Genomic DNA, 16,390 nt, shown 5'->3' with positions numbered 1-16,390 from the left:
AGGGGCGCCGGGGCATCCGGGCCGCCGTTAGCGGGTTGTCTGCGCCAGTGTAGCGAACACGGCTTCGTCTGGCGCCTCCGTGATCAGCGTATCGCCGAATCGCTTCAGCAGGATGAACTTGATCGCACCGGCCTCGGCCTTCTTGTCGACGCGCATCAGGTCCATGTAGCGCGCGTCGCCGAGCGCAGGCCCGCGGGTCGGCAGGCGCGCGGCCGCGATCACCGCGTCGAGGCGCTGCCGCGACGTTTCGTCGAGCAGGCCGAGCCGCGCCGACAAATCGCCCGCCATCACCATCCCGCAGCCGACCGCCTCGCCGTGCAGCCACTCGCCGTAGCCGAGCCCGGCCTCGATCGCGTGGCCGAACGTGTGGCCGAAATTCAGGATCGCGCGCAGGCCGCCTTCACGCTCGTCGGCCGCGACGACGCTTGCCTTGATCTCGCACGAACGCTTCACCGCGTGCGCGAGCGCAGCCGGGTCGCGGCGGTTCAGCGCGTCGACGTTCGCCTCGATCCAGTCGAAGAATGCCGCATCGGCAATCGCGCCGGTCTTGATGACTTCGGCGACGCCGGCCGCCAGTTCGCGATCGGGCAGCGTCGTCAACGCGCCGATGTCCGCGATCACGGCCTGCGGCTGGTAGAACGCGCCGATCATGTTCTTGCCGAGCGGGTGGTTGATGCCCGTCTTGCCGCCGACCGACGAATCGACCTGCGACAGCAGCGTCGTCGGCACCTGGATGAACGGCACCCCGCGCATGTAGCACGCGGCGGCAAAGCCCGTCATGTCGCCGATCACGCCGCCGCCGAGCGCGACGAGCGTCGTCTTGCGGTCCGCGCGTTCGGTCAGCAGGCCGTCGAAGATCAGGTTCAGTGTTTCCCAGTTCTTGTACGCCTCGCCGTCCGGCAGCACGACCGTCGAGACGCGCTTGCCGAGCGGCGCGAGCGCCGCGCGCAGCGCGTCGCCGTAGAGCGGATCGACCGTCGTGTTCGTGACGATCGTGACGGACGAGCCCTTGATGTGAGGCGCGAACAGCTCGGTGCGGCCGATCAGGCCGGCACCAATATGAATCGGATAGGCGCGGTCGCCCAGATCGACGTTGACAGTAATCATGCTTGTAGCGGCTTGGCGATGACGCCCGCCAGTTCGAGTTGCATCAACACCATGTTGACGAGGCCGTTGACCGACGGACGGCCGGTCTCGATGACGAAATCCGCGCATTCGCGGTACAGCGGGTCGCGCACTTCGTACAGCGCTTCGAGACGCCCCTTCGGGTCTTCGGTCTGCAGCAGCGGGCGGTTCTTGTCCTTGCGCGTGCGCAGCCACAGATCGTGCGGATTGGCGCGCAGGTAGATGACGATGCCGTTACTTTTCAGGCAGTCGCGATTTTCCGGGCGCAGCACCGCGCCGCCGCCCGTCGCGAGCACGATGTTCTCGCGCTGCGTGAGATCGGTGATCACCTGCGTTTCGCGATCGCGAAACCCGGCCTCGCCTTCCATCTCGAAGATCACCGGAATGCGCGCGCCCGTGCGGGCCTCGATTTCGTGGTCGGAGTCGAAGAACGTCCTGTCGAGACGACGCGCGACCGCACGGCCCACGGTGGTCTTACCCGCTCCCATAAGGCCGACGAAAAATACGTTTGCATGTGGGTCCCGCGCTTGCAACGGCTTCCTCTGCTTCAATCTTGCTGGTGGTGTGGCGCAGCTTACTGGCAAAGCGGCTGCCTTGTCGAGCCTGCGCCGGCGGCTTCCGGCCCCGTTTTATCGGCATCCGCGTCGCCCGCGCCGAGCGCATCGCAGCGCGCATCGACGACAGTCGGCGTGATGAACACGACCAGTTCGTTGCGCTGGTCGCGCTGCGCGCGGTGCCGGAAAAGCGCGCCCAGAAACGGTATTTTGCCCAAGAGCGGCACGCGCGTCACATCGTTCCGGTTCAGTTGTTCATAGATACCACCGATCGCGACCGTCCCGCCATTCTCGACCTCGACACGCGTCTGTACATGCTTCGTATGGATGGCGGGGCCGGCCGCCGTCGGCTCGCCGACGCTGTCCTTCGTCACGTCCAGGTCGAGCACCACGCGCCCGTCGGGCGTGATCTGCGGCTCGACCTCGAGCTTGAGCGTCGCGCGGCGGAACTGCACGCCGCTCATGCCGTTGCCCACCTTCGCCTGGTACGGCAGCTCGGAACCCTGCTCGACGATCGCCTTGACGCGGTCGGCCGTCACCACGCGCGGCCGCGAAACGATTTGACCCCGCCCTTGCGCTTCGAGCGCACTCAGTTCGACGTCGAGTACGCGGCTCAGCGGCGCGGCGAACAGCGTAAAACCGGCGGTCGCCGCGTCGAAGCCGCCGAGCGGCCGCGCGGCCAGGTCGAGCGCGTTGCGCGCGTCGGCCGCGAACGTGGCACTCTCGCCCGCCGACGGCCGCCCCTGCGCCCGCAGCGCGACGCGTGCGCCGAGGTTGCGCGAGAAGCCCTGCTCACCCTCGACGATGCGCGCCTCGATCCGGACCTGCCGTGACGGCCGGTCGATCGCGTCGATCAGACCCGCGATCTGCGCGATGCGCGGCGCGAGATCGGTGACGAACAGCAGGTTCGTGCGCGGATCGGCCGCCGCAGCGCCGCGTTTCGACAGCAGGCGCTGGCCGGTCGCGCCGGCCAGCAGCCGTTGCACGTCCTGCGCGCGTGGGTAGTGCAGCGCGAACGTGCGGCTCGCCAGCGGCTCCAGATCGGCGGCCCGCGCATGCATTTCGAAGCGCTCGCGCTCACGGGCGGCCAGTTCGGCCGCCGGCGTGACCCAGATCACGTTGCCGCGCCGGGACATCGCGAGCCCGTGCGTGTCGAGCAGCGTGTCGAAGGCCTCGCGCCAGCGGACATTGTTCAGACGTAACGTGACCGTGCCGCGCACCTGCTCGCCGACGACGATATTGAGCCCCGTGAACCGCGCGAACGCGTCGAACGCGGCCGCGAGCCCCGCGTCCTGCAGATTCAGCGAGATCCGCCGCGCGTCGTCCGCATCGCCGGGTTGCCGGGCAGTGACGTCGCTCATCCGGGCCGGCGGCGCCAACGGGATCGGCGGCCCCTCCAGCTGCGGTGCCGGTACAGCGGGTTCCGCCTGAAGTGCCGCGCGAGCGGCCTGGTCGAACGGCGGCGGGCCGGCTTCCTCCGATACCGCGATGTCCACACCGTCCACCCTGCCGTGCGGCAGCGGCAGACTCGGCACCGGCGCCTCCATCGACGCGGCAGGCCAGACTGCCGGCAGCGGCGGCAACGACGCGCCTGCACTGGCCGCCGTCAATCCGGCCCAGACGGCGAGCATCCAACGGCCGTACTTCGTCATGGCCACACTCCGTCGTTCATGACGACCCGGTGCGCCCCGTCCGCCATCGCGAGCATCACCGCCGCGGGCTCGACGCGCATCACGCGGGCCGGCCCGAGCGCTTCGCCGGGCGCCACGGCCGTGAACGCGCCATCGCCGTCATCGAACAACGCGAGACCGGCACGCGCGTCGCGAATCGTGCCGGCGAGGCGGGCCGCCATTCCATCGGCTCCACCGCCGAACGGATCGGCGGCGAGCGCAGCAGCCTGAAGCGGCGCCGTACCGCCTGCGGGCGATGCGGCCGGCAGCGCCGCAAACACGTCGACAGACATGTCCATCCGCGTCGCCTGCATGCGTCGCTCGACACGCAGCGCCGACGGCACCGCCAGCACCGGAAAGCGCGCCAGCCCGCCGACCATCTTCGACAATGCGCGAAAGCCGCCGTCCGCGACGATGCGCACGGTGCGCCGGCCCTCCGGTGCCGCGCTATCGATACGCTGCGGCTCGATCGATACCCTGTTCAGCCCGCTCGACGCGGCGAGATCGGCCAGTCCCAACATCAGCGCGGCCCATTCCGGCGTACGCGACGCGTGGTCGTCATGCGCCGGCGCAGGATGTGCACTGAGCCGGCGTTCCGCAGACTCAAGGACACGCCGCGCATCGGCCTCTCGCCCCTGCGCTGCAGCCAGCAACGCGCGACTATGCGCGAGCCCGCTCCAGTCGGCCGCATTTGCCAGATGAATACCGCCTGCCAGCACGGCCACGAACGCCAGTACGCAGCCGGCGGCATGCATTCCCCCCGGCGAGACGAGCGGCATGCCGACCAGCCGCGCATCGCCACGCGGCGCAAGCCAATGCGTGATCGCCGTCATGCGCCACCTCCCGACGCCGTCCGCGACGGCATCGCATCGTGCCAGCGCAACTGAACCGAGAACCGGAACGGCATCCCGGCCAGCAGGCTCCCCGCACTCGACACAGGCGCCAACGCATCCACGTCGATCCGCCAGTCACGCTGCTCGCGCGCCATCCCGGCGAGCCAACGCGCGGCCGCCCGGTAGCTCGTGGCCCGCACATCGAGCACGGCCCCGGCCGGTGTCGTGCGCAGCGCGTCGAGCCGGACGCCGTCGTCGCGCACTTGCGCCAGTGTCGCCAGCAGCCCTGCGACGCGCCCGTGCGGCGCGGCAAGCGCCGCTGCCTGCGCGTCACGCCGCGCGATGACAGCCGCCGCATCGGCGGCGCGCATCGCGGCATTCACCTGCGGCTGCAACTGCCGCAGCCGCGTCTCCACGCTTGCGCGCGCGACATCCGTGCGCCACCGCATCCAGGTGGCCGCGCCCGTCCACAGCACGGCGCCGAGCACGCCGAGCAGGATCGCCGCCCCGCACTGCGCAGCCCGGCGACGCCTCAGCGCATGCGCCAGTCGCTCACGGTGCGGCAGCAGGTTGAAGCCGCCCAGTGCCGCCTGATCGGCCGTCATTCCCACACCCCGCGCAACGCCAGCCCGAACGCAACGGCGAATGCCGGGCCGCCCGGCATGCCGGCGGGCGGACACGGCCGCCCGTCCCAGCCCGTGCAGTCGAACGGCACCGCCGCCGAGCCGAGCACGTCGCCAATCTCGGCGACGGACGTATCGAAGCGCGCGATGTTCCGTTCGTCCCCGGCGACGAACACACACCGCACGGCCCCGAGCGCGCGCCGGCGCAGTGCATCGGGGAGCGCCTCCGGCAGCGTGCCGGACAGCGTGAACACCGGAACCGCCAACGACCCATCGATTCGCCAGCCGCGCACACCCGAGTCGCAGAACCAGAGCGCGGCGTAGGCGCCTTGCGCGTCGAGTTCGAACTGCGCCGCATAGCGCAACGCGCGCAGCATGGCGGCCGACTCGCCGTCGACCGCCGTCAGGTCGATACCGGCCTGCGCCGCCACGTCGATCCGCCGCTCCAGCAGCGCCAGCGGGGCCACGGTCACCGCGATCTCGCCGGAACGCGCGCCGCCGTGCTGCCGCCAGTCGAACGCGAAACTGCCCGGCGCCAGCCCCGAGATACGCTCGGCCGCCTGCCGCGCGGCGTCCGGGATGTCATGACGTCCGGCGAGGTCGAGCGTCGCCGTACGAATCTCGTCATCGTGCAGCGCCATCACGCCACGCGCGTCGCACCGCACGTCGGCCGCCGTCAGCCGCGCGACGGCTGCCGCCAGCGCACGCGCGACTGCGGCCCAGCGCGCGTCTTCCGGCCCGCCCGCCAACCCGACCGGCTCCCGCTCCAGCCCCTCGACCCGCACATCCGCGACCCGGCCGCGCCGGCTCAGCACGGCCACCCTCACCTCGTCCGCGCCGACATCGATTCCCGTCGACCGATGCCTGCCCTGCGCAAATCGCGCTACCCATCGTCCCGCCATCGCAGCCTCCCGAAATCGTCGCGGCCCATGCCGCGTTTCCGAGACCTGATTCTGCAAAGCGGCGCGCGTGGCCGACAGTCGGCCAAACGGCCAGCAACGGCTGACGGCGGCCGCGCGCGGGTCATACTGGCGGTACGCCGACCCGCCGCTTTCCGGCGGGCGGCTCCCGCGTCAGGACCGGTCTTACCGGGCAGCTATAATCGCGGGACTGTTTTCCGGTATGCCTATGCAATCCACGACTCCTACGTCCCCGCCTCCTGCCCCGGCGCCGAAGAAGCGGCCCTGGTGGCAAAAAGTCCTGCTCGGCTTCGCCGCGATGTGCGTGGCCCTCGTCGTGGCCGGCGGCCTCGTGCTCGGCTACGCACTCGTCGTCGCTTGGCCGAACATGCCGTCGCTCGACGCACTGACCGACTATCGCCCGAAGGTGCCGCTGCGCATCTATACGTCCGATCACGTGCTGATCGGCGAATTCGGCGAGGAGCGCCGCGACGTCGTCCATTTCAAGGACGTGCCCGACTCGCTGAAGAAGGCGATCCTCGCGATCGAGGACGCGCGCTTCTACGATCACGGCGGCGTCGACCTCACCGGCATCGTCCGCGCCGGCATCGTTGCGCTGACGAACGGCCACGCGTCGCAGGGCGCGAGCACGATCACGATGCAGGTCGCCCGTAACTTCTTCCTGTCGAGCGAGAAGACCTACACGCGCAAGATCTACGAGATGCTGCTCGCGTACCGGATTGAGCGCGCGCTGACGAAGGATCAGATTCTCGAGGTCTACATGAATCAGATCTATCTCGGCCAGCGCGCGTACGGCTTCGCGAGCGCCGCGCGGGTCTATTTCGGCAAGGATCTGAAGGACATCACGCTCGCGGAAGCCGCGATGCTCGCGGGGCTGCCGAAGGCGCCGTCCGCGTACAACCCGGTCGTCAATCCCAAGCGCGCGAAGGTGCGCCAGGAATACATCCTGCAGCGGATGCTCGAGCTGAACTTCATCACGCGCGAGCAGTACGACGAAGCCGTCGCGCAACCGCTCGTGGTCAAGGGTCCGGGACGCGATTTCAGCGTGCACGCCGAGTACGTCGCGGAAATGGTCAGACAGATGATGTACGCGCAGTACCGCGAGGAAACCTACACGCGCGGCTTCAACGTCGTCACGACGATCGATTCCGCGGACCAGCAGGTCGCGTACACCGCGTTGCGCAAGGGCATCATGGATTACGAGCGCCGCCACGGCTATCGCGGGCCGGAAGGCTTCATCGAGCTGCCCGCCGGTGCCGACGACCGCGAACAGGCGATCGACGACGCGCTGCTCGAACACCCCGACAACGGCGAGCTGATTGCCGCGGTCGTCACGGCCGCGAGCCCGCGCCAGATCACGGTGGCATTCATCGACGGCAGCACGGCGACGGTCGAGGGCGACAACCTGCGCTTCGCGTCGGGCGCGCTGTCGGCCAACGCGCAGCCGAATCGCCGCATCCGCCCCGGTGCGATCGTCCGCGTCGTGAAGAACGACACCGGCAAATGGTCGATCACGCAGTTGCCGCAGGTCGAAGGCGCATTCCTGTCGATCGTCCCGCAGGACGGCGCGATCCGCTCGCTCGTCGGCGGCTTCGACTACAACAAGAACAAGTTCAACCACGTCACGCAGGCGTGGCGGCAGCCGGGTTCGTCGTTCAAGCCGTTCATCTACTCGGCGTCGCTCGACAAGGGCCTCGGGCCCGCAACCGTGATCAACGACGGCCCGCTGTACTTCAGCGCCGCCGAAACGGGTGGCCAGCCGTGGGAGCCGAAGAACTACGGCGGCGGCTTCGAAGGCCCGATGTCGATGCGCACCGCGCTGCAGCGCTCGCGCAACCTCGTGTCGATCCGGATCCTGAACCACATCGGCACGAAGTACGCGCAGCAGTACATCACGCGCTTCGGCTTCGACGCCGAGCGCCATCCGGCCTACCTGCCGATGGCGCTCGGCGCGGGCCAGGTCACGCCGCTGCAGATGGCCGGCGCGTACTCGGTGTTCGCGAACGGCGGCTACCGCGTCAATCCGTACCTGATCGCAGAAGTCACCGATCCGAACGGCGCGATCGTCGCGCGCGCGCAGCCGCTCGTCCGAACAGAATGCGCCGCGCGCGATCGACGCGCGCAATGCGTACGTGATGAACAGCCTGCTGCAGAGCGTCGCGCAACGCGGCACGGGCGCGCGGACCAACATCCTGAAGCGCACCGACCTCGCCGGCAAGACCGGCACGACGAACGACTCGCACGACGCGTGGTTCGCCGGCTACCAGCACACGCTCGCCGCGATCGCGTGGATCGGCTACGACAATCCGCGCAGCCTCGGCGATCGCGAAACGGGCGGCGGCCTGTCGCTGCCGGTCTGGATCGAGTACATGGGCGCGGCGCTGAAGGGCGTGCCCGAGTTCAAGCCGACGGTACCCGAAGGTGTCGAGTCGCTCGGCAGCGAGCTGTACTTCACCGATTTCACGCCGGGTCACGGCTTCGTGTCGACGGTCGGCGTACCGCAGGCGGCGCCGGCAACGCAGAACGCCGACGAAGCCGTGCCACACGTCGACGAGCAGGAGAAGCAGGACATCATGAACCTGTTCCGCGGCCACTGACACCCGGCCCGGACATCAAAAAAGCGCCCCGAGGGGCGCTTTTTCTTTGGCTGCGACGTTCGGGGTCCGGCGCCCCGGTGCGTCACATGCTGAACGTGATCGGCAGGCCGGCCTGCTGGGTCGCGTATTCGGTGAGCGCCGAGAAGAACTCGGTGCCCGTGCGCGTGTCGCGCCATTCTCCGTCGATGAAACGGTAGTGGAATCCGCCCGCCTTCGCGGCGATCCACACTTCCTTCATCGGTGGTTGCAGGTTGACGATGATCTTCGAGCCGTTCTCGAACGTCAGCGTCAGGACGCTGCCGTTACGCTCCAGATCGATGTCGTGGTCGCCATCGTTCGCGGTGTCGACGGTACGCTCGACGGCCATCAGCACGGCCTCGGCACGGGTCAGGTATTCGGTATCGGACATGCTAAACTCTATCGGTTCAATTGTTCAGGGACGATCATGCGAGTCGTTTTCCGGATGAGCGCGATTGTAGCGGCTTTGGCGATTCTTGCCGGCTGCGGTCAAAGCGGCGCGCTCTATCTGCCCACCGTGCCTCCGATGCCCAAGCCACTCCAGCAGCAGAATACGCCGCCGTCGGACGTGAAACCGACCGATGAAAACGCATCGTCCGACGACACACCCGACACGTCGGGCTCGCCGCTGATGCTGTCGCCCGAGTTGTCGAGCGGCGCATCGGCCGTGCCCGCACCGGCATCGAGCCCGGCCGCGAAGTAACGGACGCAACGCCGCGCGCGCGGCTGGCGAAACAAGGCGATGGCTTCACGGTCATCGCCTTTTGTTTTTCGGGCAGCGCCGTCATGCGCGCACGCGCCGCCATCCCCACGCGATCAGCCGCCAACCGAGCAGCACGGCGACGACCGCCGCGTAAAGCTTCGGCTGCGCGAGATTGTGCTTGCCGGCCCGCATCCACCAGAAGTGCAGCACACCGAACAGTGCGACCGCGTAGATCGCGCGATGCAGCGTCGCCCAGTGGCGGCCGAGCCGGCGCACCATCGCGCGCGTCGACGTCGCGGCGAGCGGGATCAGCAGCACGAACGCGGCGAAGCCGACCGTGATGAACGGGCGCTTGCCGACGTCCTTCAGGATCGCGACGACGTCGAACCACTTGTCGAACCACAGGTAGGTCGTGAAGTGCAGCGTCGCGTAAAAGAACGCGAACAGCCCGATCGTCCTGCGAAAACGCAGCAGCGCGGCGAACCCCGTCATGCGCCGCAACGGCGTGACGGCGAGCGTGATGCACAACAAGACGAGCGTCCAGAGGCCCGTCGAACGCGTGATGAATTCGATCGGATTCGCGCCGAGCCGGTCAGTCAGCCCGAACAGCACGAGACGCGCGAGCGGATACAGACCGGCCGTGAACACCAGCACCTTGGCCGGCACGAGCCAGCGCGGCGCGGCGGGACGGACTGCACCGGCCCGCGTCGTGCGTGCGGCAGATCCGGCGCCGGCTGCACGCGCGGGCGTGAGCGTCGAAGGAGGCATGTCGTTTCTCACGGTCGCGCTCAGAAGTTCTTCTTCAGGTCCATGCCCTGATACATCGACGCGACGAGATCGCCGTAGCCGTTGAACATCAGTGTCTTGCGCTTCGGCGTGAAGAAACCGTCCTCGCCGATGCGCCGCTCAGTCGCCTGGCTCCAGCGTGGATGATCGACGTTCGGGTTCACGTTCGAATAGAAGCCGTACTCGTTCGATGCGTAGGTGTTCCAGCTCGTCTTCGGCTCTTTGTCGACGAAGCGGATCTTCACGAGCGACTTCGCGCTCTTGAAACCATACTTCCACGGCACGACGATCCGCACCGGCGCACCGTTCTGGTTCGGCAGCACTTGCCCGTAGACGCCCATCGTCAGCAACGTCAGCGGGTTCATCGCCTCGTCCATCCGCAGCCCTTCCGAATACGGCCAGTCGAGCACCGGCGTCGACAGGCCCGGCATCTGCGATGGGTCGGCAAGCGTGACGAACTGCACGTATTTCGCGTTGCCGGTCGGCTGTACGCGCTTGATCAGCTCGGACAGCGGCACGCCGATCCACGGGATCACCATCGACCACCCTTCGACGCAGCGCAGCCGGTACACGCGCTCCTCGAGCGGTGCGAGCTTCAGCAGTTCGTCGAGATCGAACACCTTCGGGTGCAGCACCTCGCCCTCGACGCTCACGCGCCACGGGCGCGGCCGCAGCGTGCCGGCGTTCTGCGCCGGGTCGCTCTTGTCGGTGCCGAATTCGTAGAAGTTGTTGTAGGAGGTGATGTCCTTGAACGGCGTCACCTTGTCGGCGGCGACGAATTTCGGGTTCGTCTTGGCCGCGAGCTTCGCCGCCCGCGCGTCCGGCGACGCATACGCGGCGAATGCCGCGTTGCTGGTGCCAAACAAGCCGCCTGCCGCCGCGAGGCCGGCCGCCTGCAACACGCGCCGCCGGTTCTCGAATACCGTGCGCGGCGTGATCTCGCCGGGCGAAATATCACCGCCGGTCAGTACGTTCCGCAAAGGGCGTTTGATCCACATCGTGCAGCTCCTCCTGCATGCGCGGTGCGCATGCTTCATGAGCGTTCGACCCGGCCCATCATGCGCCGTTCGACGCCCGGTTCGCCCGCCCGTTACAAAGCAAAACCGCCGGGCACGCAGTGCACCGGCGGTTCGATAGTCGGACGAGCGGCGGAAATCTTACAGCTTGCCGTAGCTGTGCAGCCCCGACAGGAACATGTTGACGCCGAGGAACGCGAACGTCGTGACCAGCAGGCCCGTGAGCGCCCACCAGGCGGCGACCGCGCCGCGCAGGCCCTTCATCAATCGCATGTGCAGCCACGCCGCGTAGTTCAGCCACACGATCAGCGCCCAGGTTTCCTTCGGATCCCAGCTCCAGTAGCCGCCCCACGCCTCGGCTGCCCACAATGCGCCGAGGATCGTCGCAATCGTGAAGAACGCGAAACCGACCGCGATCGACTTGTACATCACGTCATCGAGCACTTCGAGCGTCGGCAGGCGATCGGCAAGCACGCCGCGTTCCTTCATCAGGTACGCGACCGACACCATCGCCGACAGCGCGAAGCTTCCGTAGCCGATGAAGTTCGCCGGCACGTGGATCTTCATCCACCAGCTTTGCAGCGCCGGCACGAGCGGCTGGATCTGCTGCGCATCGCGCGCGACCGAGTACCACATCAGGAAGCCGACGGCTGCGCTGATGACCAGCAGCACGAACGCGCCGAGCGAACGCGTGCCGTAGTGGCCTTCGTAATACAGATACAGCAGGGCGGTGATCAGGCTGAACAGGACGAACACTTCATAGAGGTTCGACACGGGGATGTGGCCAACGTCCGCACCGATCAGGTAGGACTCGTACCAGCGCACCATCAGCCCCGTGAAGCCCATCAGCACGGCGACCCACGTGAGCTTCTGGCCGATCGCCGCCCCCGTTTCCGAGCGCGCGAGCAGGCCGATCCAGTAGAAGATCGTCGCGAGCACGAACAGCGCGCTCATCCACAGGATCGCCGACTGGCTCGACAGGAAGTACTTGAGGAAGAACGCCGAATCGGCGCGCGCGAGATCGCCCTGGTAGATCTGGATCGACAGCAGCGACAGCACGGCGATCGACGCCATCATCAGCCGGGCGGGCTTCCAGCGCCAGCCGAGCGTGACGAGCGCCGGCACGGTGCCGATCATCACCGCCTTGTCGTAGTAATCCATGTGCGCGTTGTAGTGCACGAGCGCATAGCCCGCGCCCACCACGAGCGCCAGTGCGAACAGCCAGTCGAACAGCGACAGGCGCGCGAGGAAAGGACGGTCGTCGAACAGCGGCGACGAAACCGGCGCCTGGGCCGACGCCGCACGGGAAGAGGAAACTTGCGTGAGATCCATGATGTTACCGGGTGGAATTCTCGGAATCGGAACCGCTGCCGGCAGGCGGGCGGGCCGTCGAAGCCGCACCGGTGGGCGCGGCGTCGCGAGGTGCGGCGCGCAAGGCGACGCCGGCCGCGTCGCGCGTCTGCACGAATTCTTTCTCGAAATCGAAGGTCTTGCGGGCCGTGGACATTGCCATCACCACATCGACGCCCGAACCGGCGTCCTTCAGCCAGAACCAGAGGCGCCGCTCGCGCACGTAGAACATCGAGAAGATGCCGGCGACCAGCAGCAGGCTGCCAAGATACACCAGATTCTTGCCGGGTGCGCGCGTCAGCTGAAATACCGAAGCTTGCACCTGCTTGAATGAGTCAAGCTGCAAATAGACCGGCGATCCATACAAAAAGCTGTCGGATAGCGCATTGATCGCGTTCTGCACGAAGCGAACCGTCTCGGCGCCGTTCTGGGCGGCCGGCTCGCCGGCGCGCTCGCGCGCGATCTGCCAGACCTCCCACATCGAGCCTTCGAGCATCCGCAGCAGCAGGCTCGCCGCCTTCTCCTGCTCGGCCTTCGGCACCGAGCGGTCGATGAACGTCGCCACCGCCTGGAAGCCGCCGACCGGCTGGCCGTCGGCGCCGCGGCCGACACTGTCGTCGCTTGCAGCAAAAAGGGTCAGCACCTTCGACGCACTGTCCTGCAGGCGGCCGCGCAGCGACGCGTCGGTGCCCGGCAGCGAACGCTGCGCGAAGCGCGCGGCGGCCTCGGTGCGCACGGCCGGATCCTCCAGCGCGGCGCGCAGGCGCATCCATTCGCCGATCGAATCCTGGCTGTCGGCCGGGATCCGCATGTAGCGGAACGGATCGTTCGGGCTCGCGCGCACGCCGGCGAGGAACACACGCTCGCCGTTCATGTCGACGGGCAGCATGTAGTTGTTGAATTCGCGCGCCTGACCGTCCTTGCCGCGGATCTTGTACTGCACCGACGGTCCGATGTTGTGGAGCTGCGTCGGCTTCGACGACTTCGCGCCCGAGCCGAGCCGCTCGTCGAACACTTCCTTGAGCGAGCTCGTCGTCGCGACGCCGCGCACGTCCGGCTTGCCGTTCGCGTCGGCCATGTTCTCGACGTTGATCGCGCGGAAATCGGAGAACTCGATCGTGTCGCCATCGGCGCCCGGCACCTGCAGCGGCGCAGAACTGCCGATCGTGCCCTTCACGGGGACGGTCGTCGCGTTGCCGCCCGTCATCGGGTAGGCCGTCATCTGCATCTGCGAGCCGCCGTCCTGGAAGCTCGACTGGTAGATCGACACGCCCTTGTACGTGAACGGCTTGTTGACCTCGACGCGCGCCGGGATCTTCTGGCCGGTCTCGCGATCGATCACGACGATGTCGCTCGCGAACAGCTTCGGCATGCCCGTCGTGTAGTAGTCGACGATGAACTTGTTGAGCTGGATCGAGAACGGCAGGTCCTGGATCAGCGAGCCGCTCGGCTGGTTCAGGATCGCGGTCGACACGAACTGCCCCTCGGGCACCCACGCGTAGCCGCGGAACGTCGGGTTCGACGCGGACAGTCGATGGTCGGGCGAGATCTCGCTGATCGTCGCGCTCGTGTTGACCGGGCTCTTGCCGAACATCCACATCTGGAATTTGATCGGCAGGTTGCTGTCGAGCAGGCCGCCGATACAGATCACGACGATCGCGAGGTGGGCGGAAATGTAGCCCCACTTGGTCATCGCGCCGCGCTTCGCGGAGATCAGCGTCGCGCCGTCGCTTTCACGCACGACGTGCTTGTAGCCGGCCTTGGTGACGAACGTGGCGAGCGTCGCCGCGACGGTCGCACGCGTGCCGGAAGCCGAGTACTCCGCCTTGTGGTGGAACGCGCGCAAGCTGCCCTCGCGGACCTTGTCCTTCCAGCTCTTCGCATCGGCGAGCATCTTCGGCGCGTTGCGGATCACGCACAGCGAGATCGACGTGACGAGGAAGATCAGGATCAGCATGAACCACCACGCGCTGTACACGTTGTACAGGCCGAGCGAGCGGAAGATGTCCGCCCAGAACGGCCCGAACTGGTTCACGTAGTTCGGATACGGATCGTCCTGGGTCAGGACCGTGCCGATGATGCTCGCGATCGACAGCACCACCAGCAGCGCAATGGCGAAGCGCATCGAGCTCAACAGCTCGACCGCGCGCTTCGACGCACCCTGACTCGACTTCGACTGCAACCCCGACGTGGTAACGCTCATTCAAACTCCGACTAAGGGGAAACAGCCCCTACGCTCACTATGTTCGCTTGGGGGACGCAGCCCCCATCGCCCTGCAAGCCTCTCCAGCCCGACTTGGCCCGGCGAGTGCCAACAAAAAAGGGCAAGGCGGCCGCAACGGTGCGGCGCCCCACCCTTTTCTTGTTCTGACTCCGGCCGCCCTTCGGGCGACCGGTCATTCCCTTCGCGACCGGCCGGTCAACGCAGGCCCGCGATGTAATCCGCGACGGCCTTGATCTCGTTGTCCGACAGGCGCGTGGCGATCTGATGCATCGCCTCGTTGTTGTTGCGCGCGCCGGCACCCTGCTGGAACGCGGTCAACTGCGCGACCGTGTAATCGGCCCACTGCCCCGACAGACGCGGATACTGGACCGGCATCCCCTGGCCCGTCGGCCCGTGGCAGCTCGCGCAGGCAGGTACGCCCTTCTCCGCGATACCGCCGCGATAGATCTTCTGGCCGACCGGCACGGTCGCCGCATCGCGTGCGGTACCGAGCTTCGTCGTCTGCGACCCGTAGTACGCGGCGACGTTGCGCATGTCGTCCGCGCTCAACGCGCTCGCGAATCCGACCATCACCGCGTTGTTACGCACCGGCCCCTTCGCGCCCGGCTGCGCCTTGAAGTCGTTCAACTGCTTGACCAGATATTCGGGATGCTGGCCGGCCAGCTTCGGGAAGCTGCCCGACGCGCTATTGCCGTCGGCGCCGTGACACGACGCGCAAACCTGCCCGGCAATCGCCTTGCCGCGGTCGAGATCCGGCTTTGCCGCATCTGCCGCGTTTGCCTCCGCTACGAAACCTACGAACCCTGCTGCAACCTGAAGCACCATCAGAGACTTGCACAGTCGATTCATTCGCACACCCTGTTTCGTCTTGTGGGAATTTGAGGTTCTGCAAAAAACGACGGCGTTCAGTCTACCGCAGAAGCTACATAAAAGCGCGAGGCAGGCGCCCGGTAGCCTTCGGTAAAACCGCCGTATTGTACAATATCGTGTTGAAAGCTCCGGCGCCTATCGGGGCTACCCCGCCTCCACCAAGCGGCTTGCGCCGCCCGTCCTTCCGGTTCCCATGGCCTTTCTGCTCCATCAAGCCCGTTTCTACACGACCGTCAACCATCTGCGCGACCTGCCGCCGACGGTCCAGCCGGAAATCGCGTTCGCGGGCCGCTCGAATGCCGGCAAGTCGACGGCGATCAACGTGCTGTGCAACCAGAAGCGGCTGGCCTTCGCGTCGAAGACGCCCGGCCGCACGCAGCATATCAACTACTTCTCCGTCGGCCCGGCCGCCGAGCCCGTCGCGAACCTCGTCGACCTGCCCGGCTACGGCTACGCGGAAGTGCCCGGCGCCGCCAAGGCGCACTGGGAGATGCTGCTGTCGTCCTACCTCGCGACGCGCTCGCAGCTCTGCGGCCTGATCCTGATGATGGATTCGCGCCGTCCGCTGACCGACCTCGATCGCCGCATGATCGAGTGGTTCACGCCGACCGGCAAGCCGATCCACACGCTGCTGACCAAGTGCGACAAATTGACGCGCCAGGAAAGCATCAATGCGCTGCGGACCACGCAAAAGGGGCTCGATGCGTATCGCGACCAGGGCGTCCAGGGCAAGCTGACGGTCCAGCTGTTCTCCGCGCTGAAGCGCACGGGGCTCGACGAAGCGCACGAGCTGATCGAGAGCTGGCTGCGGCCGTCCGTCGCCGACGAAGAAAGCGAGCCTGTAGCACAATGATCGGGCAACGCGCGGCCGGGTTCGGCGGCGCGCACCTGACGGCGCCTGCGGATTCGGCCGGCTCATAAAAAAACCCGCCGTTAAACGGCGGGTCAAACAGCCTAATCGAAAAACGACAGGCACCCGCTCAGGGAGGAGAAGCGGGGAGCGGCACGCGACGCGTGCCGCTCGATCGCTATCATATACCAACGCTCCCAAAAATCACCTAAGGGTTCCGTAAGGTCCTTACCGCCCTGATTTCTGCCAAA

At 67.2% G+C, this 16,390-nt stretch carries 14 protein-coding genes and 1 pseudogene; 3 read left to right on the top strand and 12 right to left on the bottom strand.

The genetic code is table 11. The features are described 5' to 3' along the window. Nucleotides 1–27: 27 nt before the first annotated feature. Genes aroB through KEC55_RS01615 form a run of 6 tightly spaced genes read right to left on the bottom strand, consistent with a single transcriptional unit; the run spans nt 28 to nt 5,707 of the window. A complete protein-coding gene (gene aroB, locus KEC55_RS01640; RefSeq protein WP_282506449.1) occupies nt 28–1,107 on the bottom strand; it encodes a 3-dehydroquinate synthase in 1,080 nt (359 codons plus the stop codon). Continuing rightward, nucleotides 1,104–1,658 carry a shikimate kinase gene (locus KEC55_RS01635; RefSeq protein WP_175847214.1) on the bottom strand — a complete coding sequence of 185 codons (555 nt, stop codon included), beginning with the start codon at nt 1,656–1,658 and terminating at the stop codon, nt 1,104–1,106. The genes aroB and KEC55_RS01635 overlap by 4 nt, the downstream gene beginning before the upstream one ends. Before the next feature lie 41 nt (nt 1,659–1,699). Then, entirely contained in the window at nt 1,700–3,331 is a 1,632-nt protein-coding gene (pilQ, locus tag KEC55_RS01630) for a type IV pilus secretin PilQ (protein WP_282506447.1), read from the bottom strand. Then, a complete protein-coding gene (locus KEC55_RS01625; protein WP_282506446.1) occupies nt 3,328–4,182 on the bottom strand; it encodes a pilus assembly protein in 855 nt (284 codons plus the stop codon). The genes pilQ and KEC55_RS01625 overlap by 4 nt, the downstream gene beginning before the upstream one ends. Next, nucleotides 4,179–4,787, bottom strand: a complete 609-nt coding sequence (locus KEC55_RS01620; protein ID WP_282506444.1) for a fimbrial protein — start codon at nt 4,785–4,787, stop codon at nt 4,179–4,181. Before KEC55_RS01620 ends, KEC55_RS01625 begins: the two co-directional genes overlap by 4 nt. Further along, entirely contained in the window at nt 4,784–5,707 is a 924-nt protein-coding gene (locus tag KEC55_RS01615; protein ID WP_282506443.1) for a competence protein ComA, read from the bottom strand. The genes KEC55_RS01620 and KEC55_RS01615 overlap by 4 nt, the downstream gene beginning before the upstream one ends. 226 nt (nt 5,708–5,933) lie before the next feature. Between KEC55_RS01615 and KEC55_RS01610 the strand changes: the two are divergent. Beyond that, nucleotides 5,934–8,322 (top strand): annotated as a pseudogene (locus KEC55_RS01610) (penicillin-binding protein 1A). 82 nt (nt 8,323–8,404) lie between these two features. Here KEC55_RS01610 and cyaY read toward each other — a convergent pair. Then, entirely contained in the window at nt 8,405–8,731 is a 327-nt protein-coding gene (gene cyaY, locus KEC55_RS01605) for an iron donor protein CyaY (RefSeq protein ID WP_176051114.1), read from the bottom strand. A gap of 36 nt (nt 8,732–8,767) precedes the next feature. On the opposite strand from cyaY, the gene lptM reads away from it, so the two are divergent. Next, a complete protein-coding gene (gene lptM, locus KEC55_RS01600; RefSeq protein WP_176051115.1) occupies nt 8,768–9,043 on the top strand; it encodes an LPS translocon maturation chaperone LptM in 276 nt (91 codons plus the stop codon). 81 nt (nt 9,044–9,124) lie between these two features. Here the strand turns inward: lptM and msrQ are convergent, their stop codons facing one another. The 5 genes from msrQ to KEC55_RS01575 all read right to left on the bottom strand — a co-directional run bounded on the left by msrQ (nt 9,125) and on the right by KEC55_RS01575 (nt 15,268). Further along, nucleotides 9,125–9,811 (bottom strand): protein-methionine-sulfoxide reductase heme-binding subunit MsrQ, encoded by a 687-nt coding sequence (gene msrQ / locus KEC55_RS01595; protein WP_282506441.1) that lies wholly within the window; start codon nt 9,809–9,811, stop codon nt 9,125–9,127. A 20-nt stretch (nt 9,812–9,831) separates the two neighbouring features. Next, nucleotides 9,832–10,827, bottom strand: coding sequence for a protein-methionine-sulfoxide reductase catalytic subunit MsrP (gene msrP / locus KEC55_RS01590; RefSeq protein WP_282506440.1), 996 nt, complete (start codon nt 10,825–10,827; stop codon nt 9,832–9,834). A 159-nt stretch (nt 10,828–10,986) separates the two neighbouring features. After that, on the bottom strand, nt 10,987–12,177 hold the full coding sequence (ccsB, locus tag KEC55_RS01585) for a c-type cytochrome biogenesis protein CcsB (RefSeq protein ID WP_282506439.1): 1,191 nt from the start codon (nt 12,175–12,177) through the stop codon (nt 10,987–10,989). A 4-nt stretch (nt 12,178–12,181) separates the two neighbouring features. Then, nucleotides 12,182–14,398 (bottom strand): cytochrome c biogenesis protein ResB, encoded by a 2,217-nt coding sequence (locus KEC55_RS01580; protein WP_282506438.1) that lies wholly within the window; start codon nt 14,396–14,398, stop codon nt 12,182–12,184. A 216-nt stretch (nt 14,399–14,614) separates the two neighbouring features. Further along, nucleotides 14,615–15,268 (bottom strand): c-type cytochrome, encoded by a 654-nt coding sequence (locus tag KEC55_RS01575; protein WP_176051134.1) that lies wholly within the window; start codon nt 15,266–15,268, stop codon nt 14,615–14,617. A gap of 214 nt (nt 15,269–15,482) precedes the next feature. On the opposite strand from KEC55_RS01575, the gene yihA reads away from it, so the two are divergent. Further along, nucleotides 15,483–16,142 carry a ribosome biogenesis GTP-binding protein YihA/YsxC gene (gene yihA / locus KEC55_RS01570; protein ID WP_282506436.1) on the top strand — a complete coding sequence of 220 codons (660 nt, stop codon included), beginning with the start codon at nt 15,483–15,485 and terminating at the stop codon, nt 16,140–16,142. Nucleotides 16,143–16,390 lie beyond the last annotated feature (248 nt).

The organism is Burkholderia cepacia, assembly GCF_029962485.1.
In the GTDB taxonomy this organism is placed as follows: domain Bacteria; phylum Pseudomonadota; class Gammaproteobacteria; order Burkholderiales; family Burkholderiaceae; genus Burkholderia.
This window is presented reverse-complemented; position numbering and strand designations above follow the sequence as displayed.

Excerpts from the sequence above, each read along its gene's own strand:
- KEC55_RS01625 (WP_282506446.1), bottom strand. The coding sequence starts at position 4,182 with ATGACGGCGATCACGCATTGGCTTGCGCCGCGTGGCGATGCGCGGCTG.
- aroB (WP_282506449.1), bottom strand. The coding sequence starts at position 1,107 with ATGATTACTGTCAACGTCGATCTGGGCGACCGCGCCTATCCGATTCAT.
- ccsB (WP_282506439.1), bottom strand. The coding sequence starts at position 12,177 with ATGGATCTCACGCAAGTTTCCTCTTCCCGTGCGGCGTCGGCCCAGGCG.
- msrQ (WP_282506441.1), bottom strand. The coding sequence starts at position 9,811 with ATGCCTCCTTCGACGCTCACGCCCGCGCGTGCAGCCGGCGCCGGATCT.
- KEC55_RS01580 (WP_282506438.1), bottom strand. The coding sequence starts at position 14,398 with ATGAGCGTTACCACGTCGGGGTTGCAGTCGAAGTCGAGTCAGGGTGCG.
- KEC55_RS01620 (WP_282506444.1), bottom strand. The coding sequence starts at position 4,787 with ATGACGGCCGATCAGGCGGCACTGGGCGGCTTCAACCTGCTGCCGCAC.
- msrP (WP_282506440.1), bottom strand. The coding sequence starts at position 10,827 with ATGTGGATCAAACGCCCTTTGCGGAACGTACTGACCGGCGGTGATATT.
- lptM (WP_176051115.1), top strand. The coding sequence starts at position 8,768 with ATGCGAGTCGTTTTCCGGATGAGCGCGATTGTAGCGGCTTTGGCGATT.
- yihA (WP_282506436.1), top strand. The coding sequence starts at position 15,483 with ATGGCCTTTCTGCTCCATCAAGCCCGTTTCTACACGACCGTCAACCAT.
- pilQ (WP_282506447.1), bottom strand. The coding sequence starts at position 3,331 with ATGACGAAGTACGGCCGTTGGATGCTCGCCGTCTGGGCCGGATTGACG.
- KEC55_RS01615 (WP_282506443.1), bottom strand. The coding sequence starts at position 5,707 with ATGGCGGGACGATGGGTAGCGCGATTTGCGCAGGGCAGGCATCGGTCG.
- cyaY (WP_176051114.1), bottom strand. The coding sequence starts at position 8,731 with ATGTCCGATACCGAATACCTGACCCGTGCCGAGGCCGTGCTGATGGCC.
- KEC55_RS01575 (WP_176051134.1), bottom strand. The coding sequence starts at position 15,268 with ATGAATCGACTGTGCAAGTCTCTGATGGTGCTTCAGGTTGCAGCAGGG.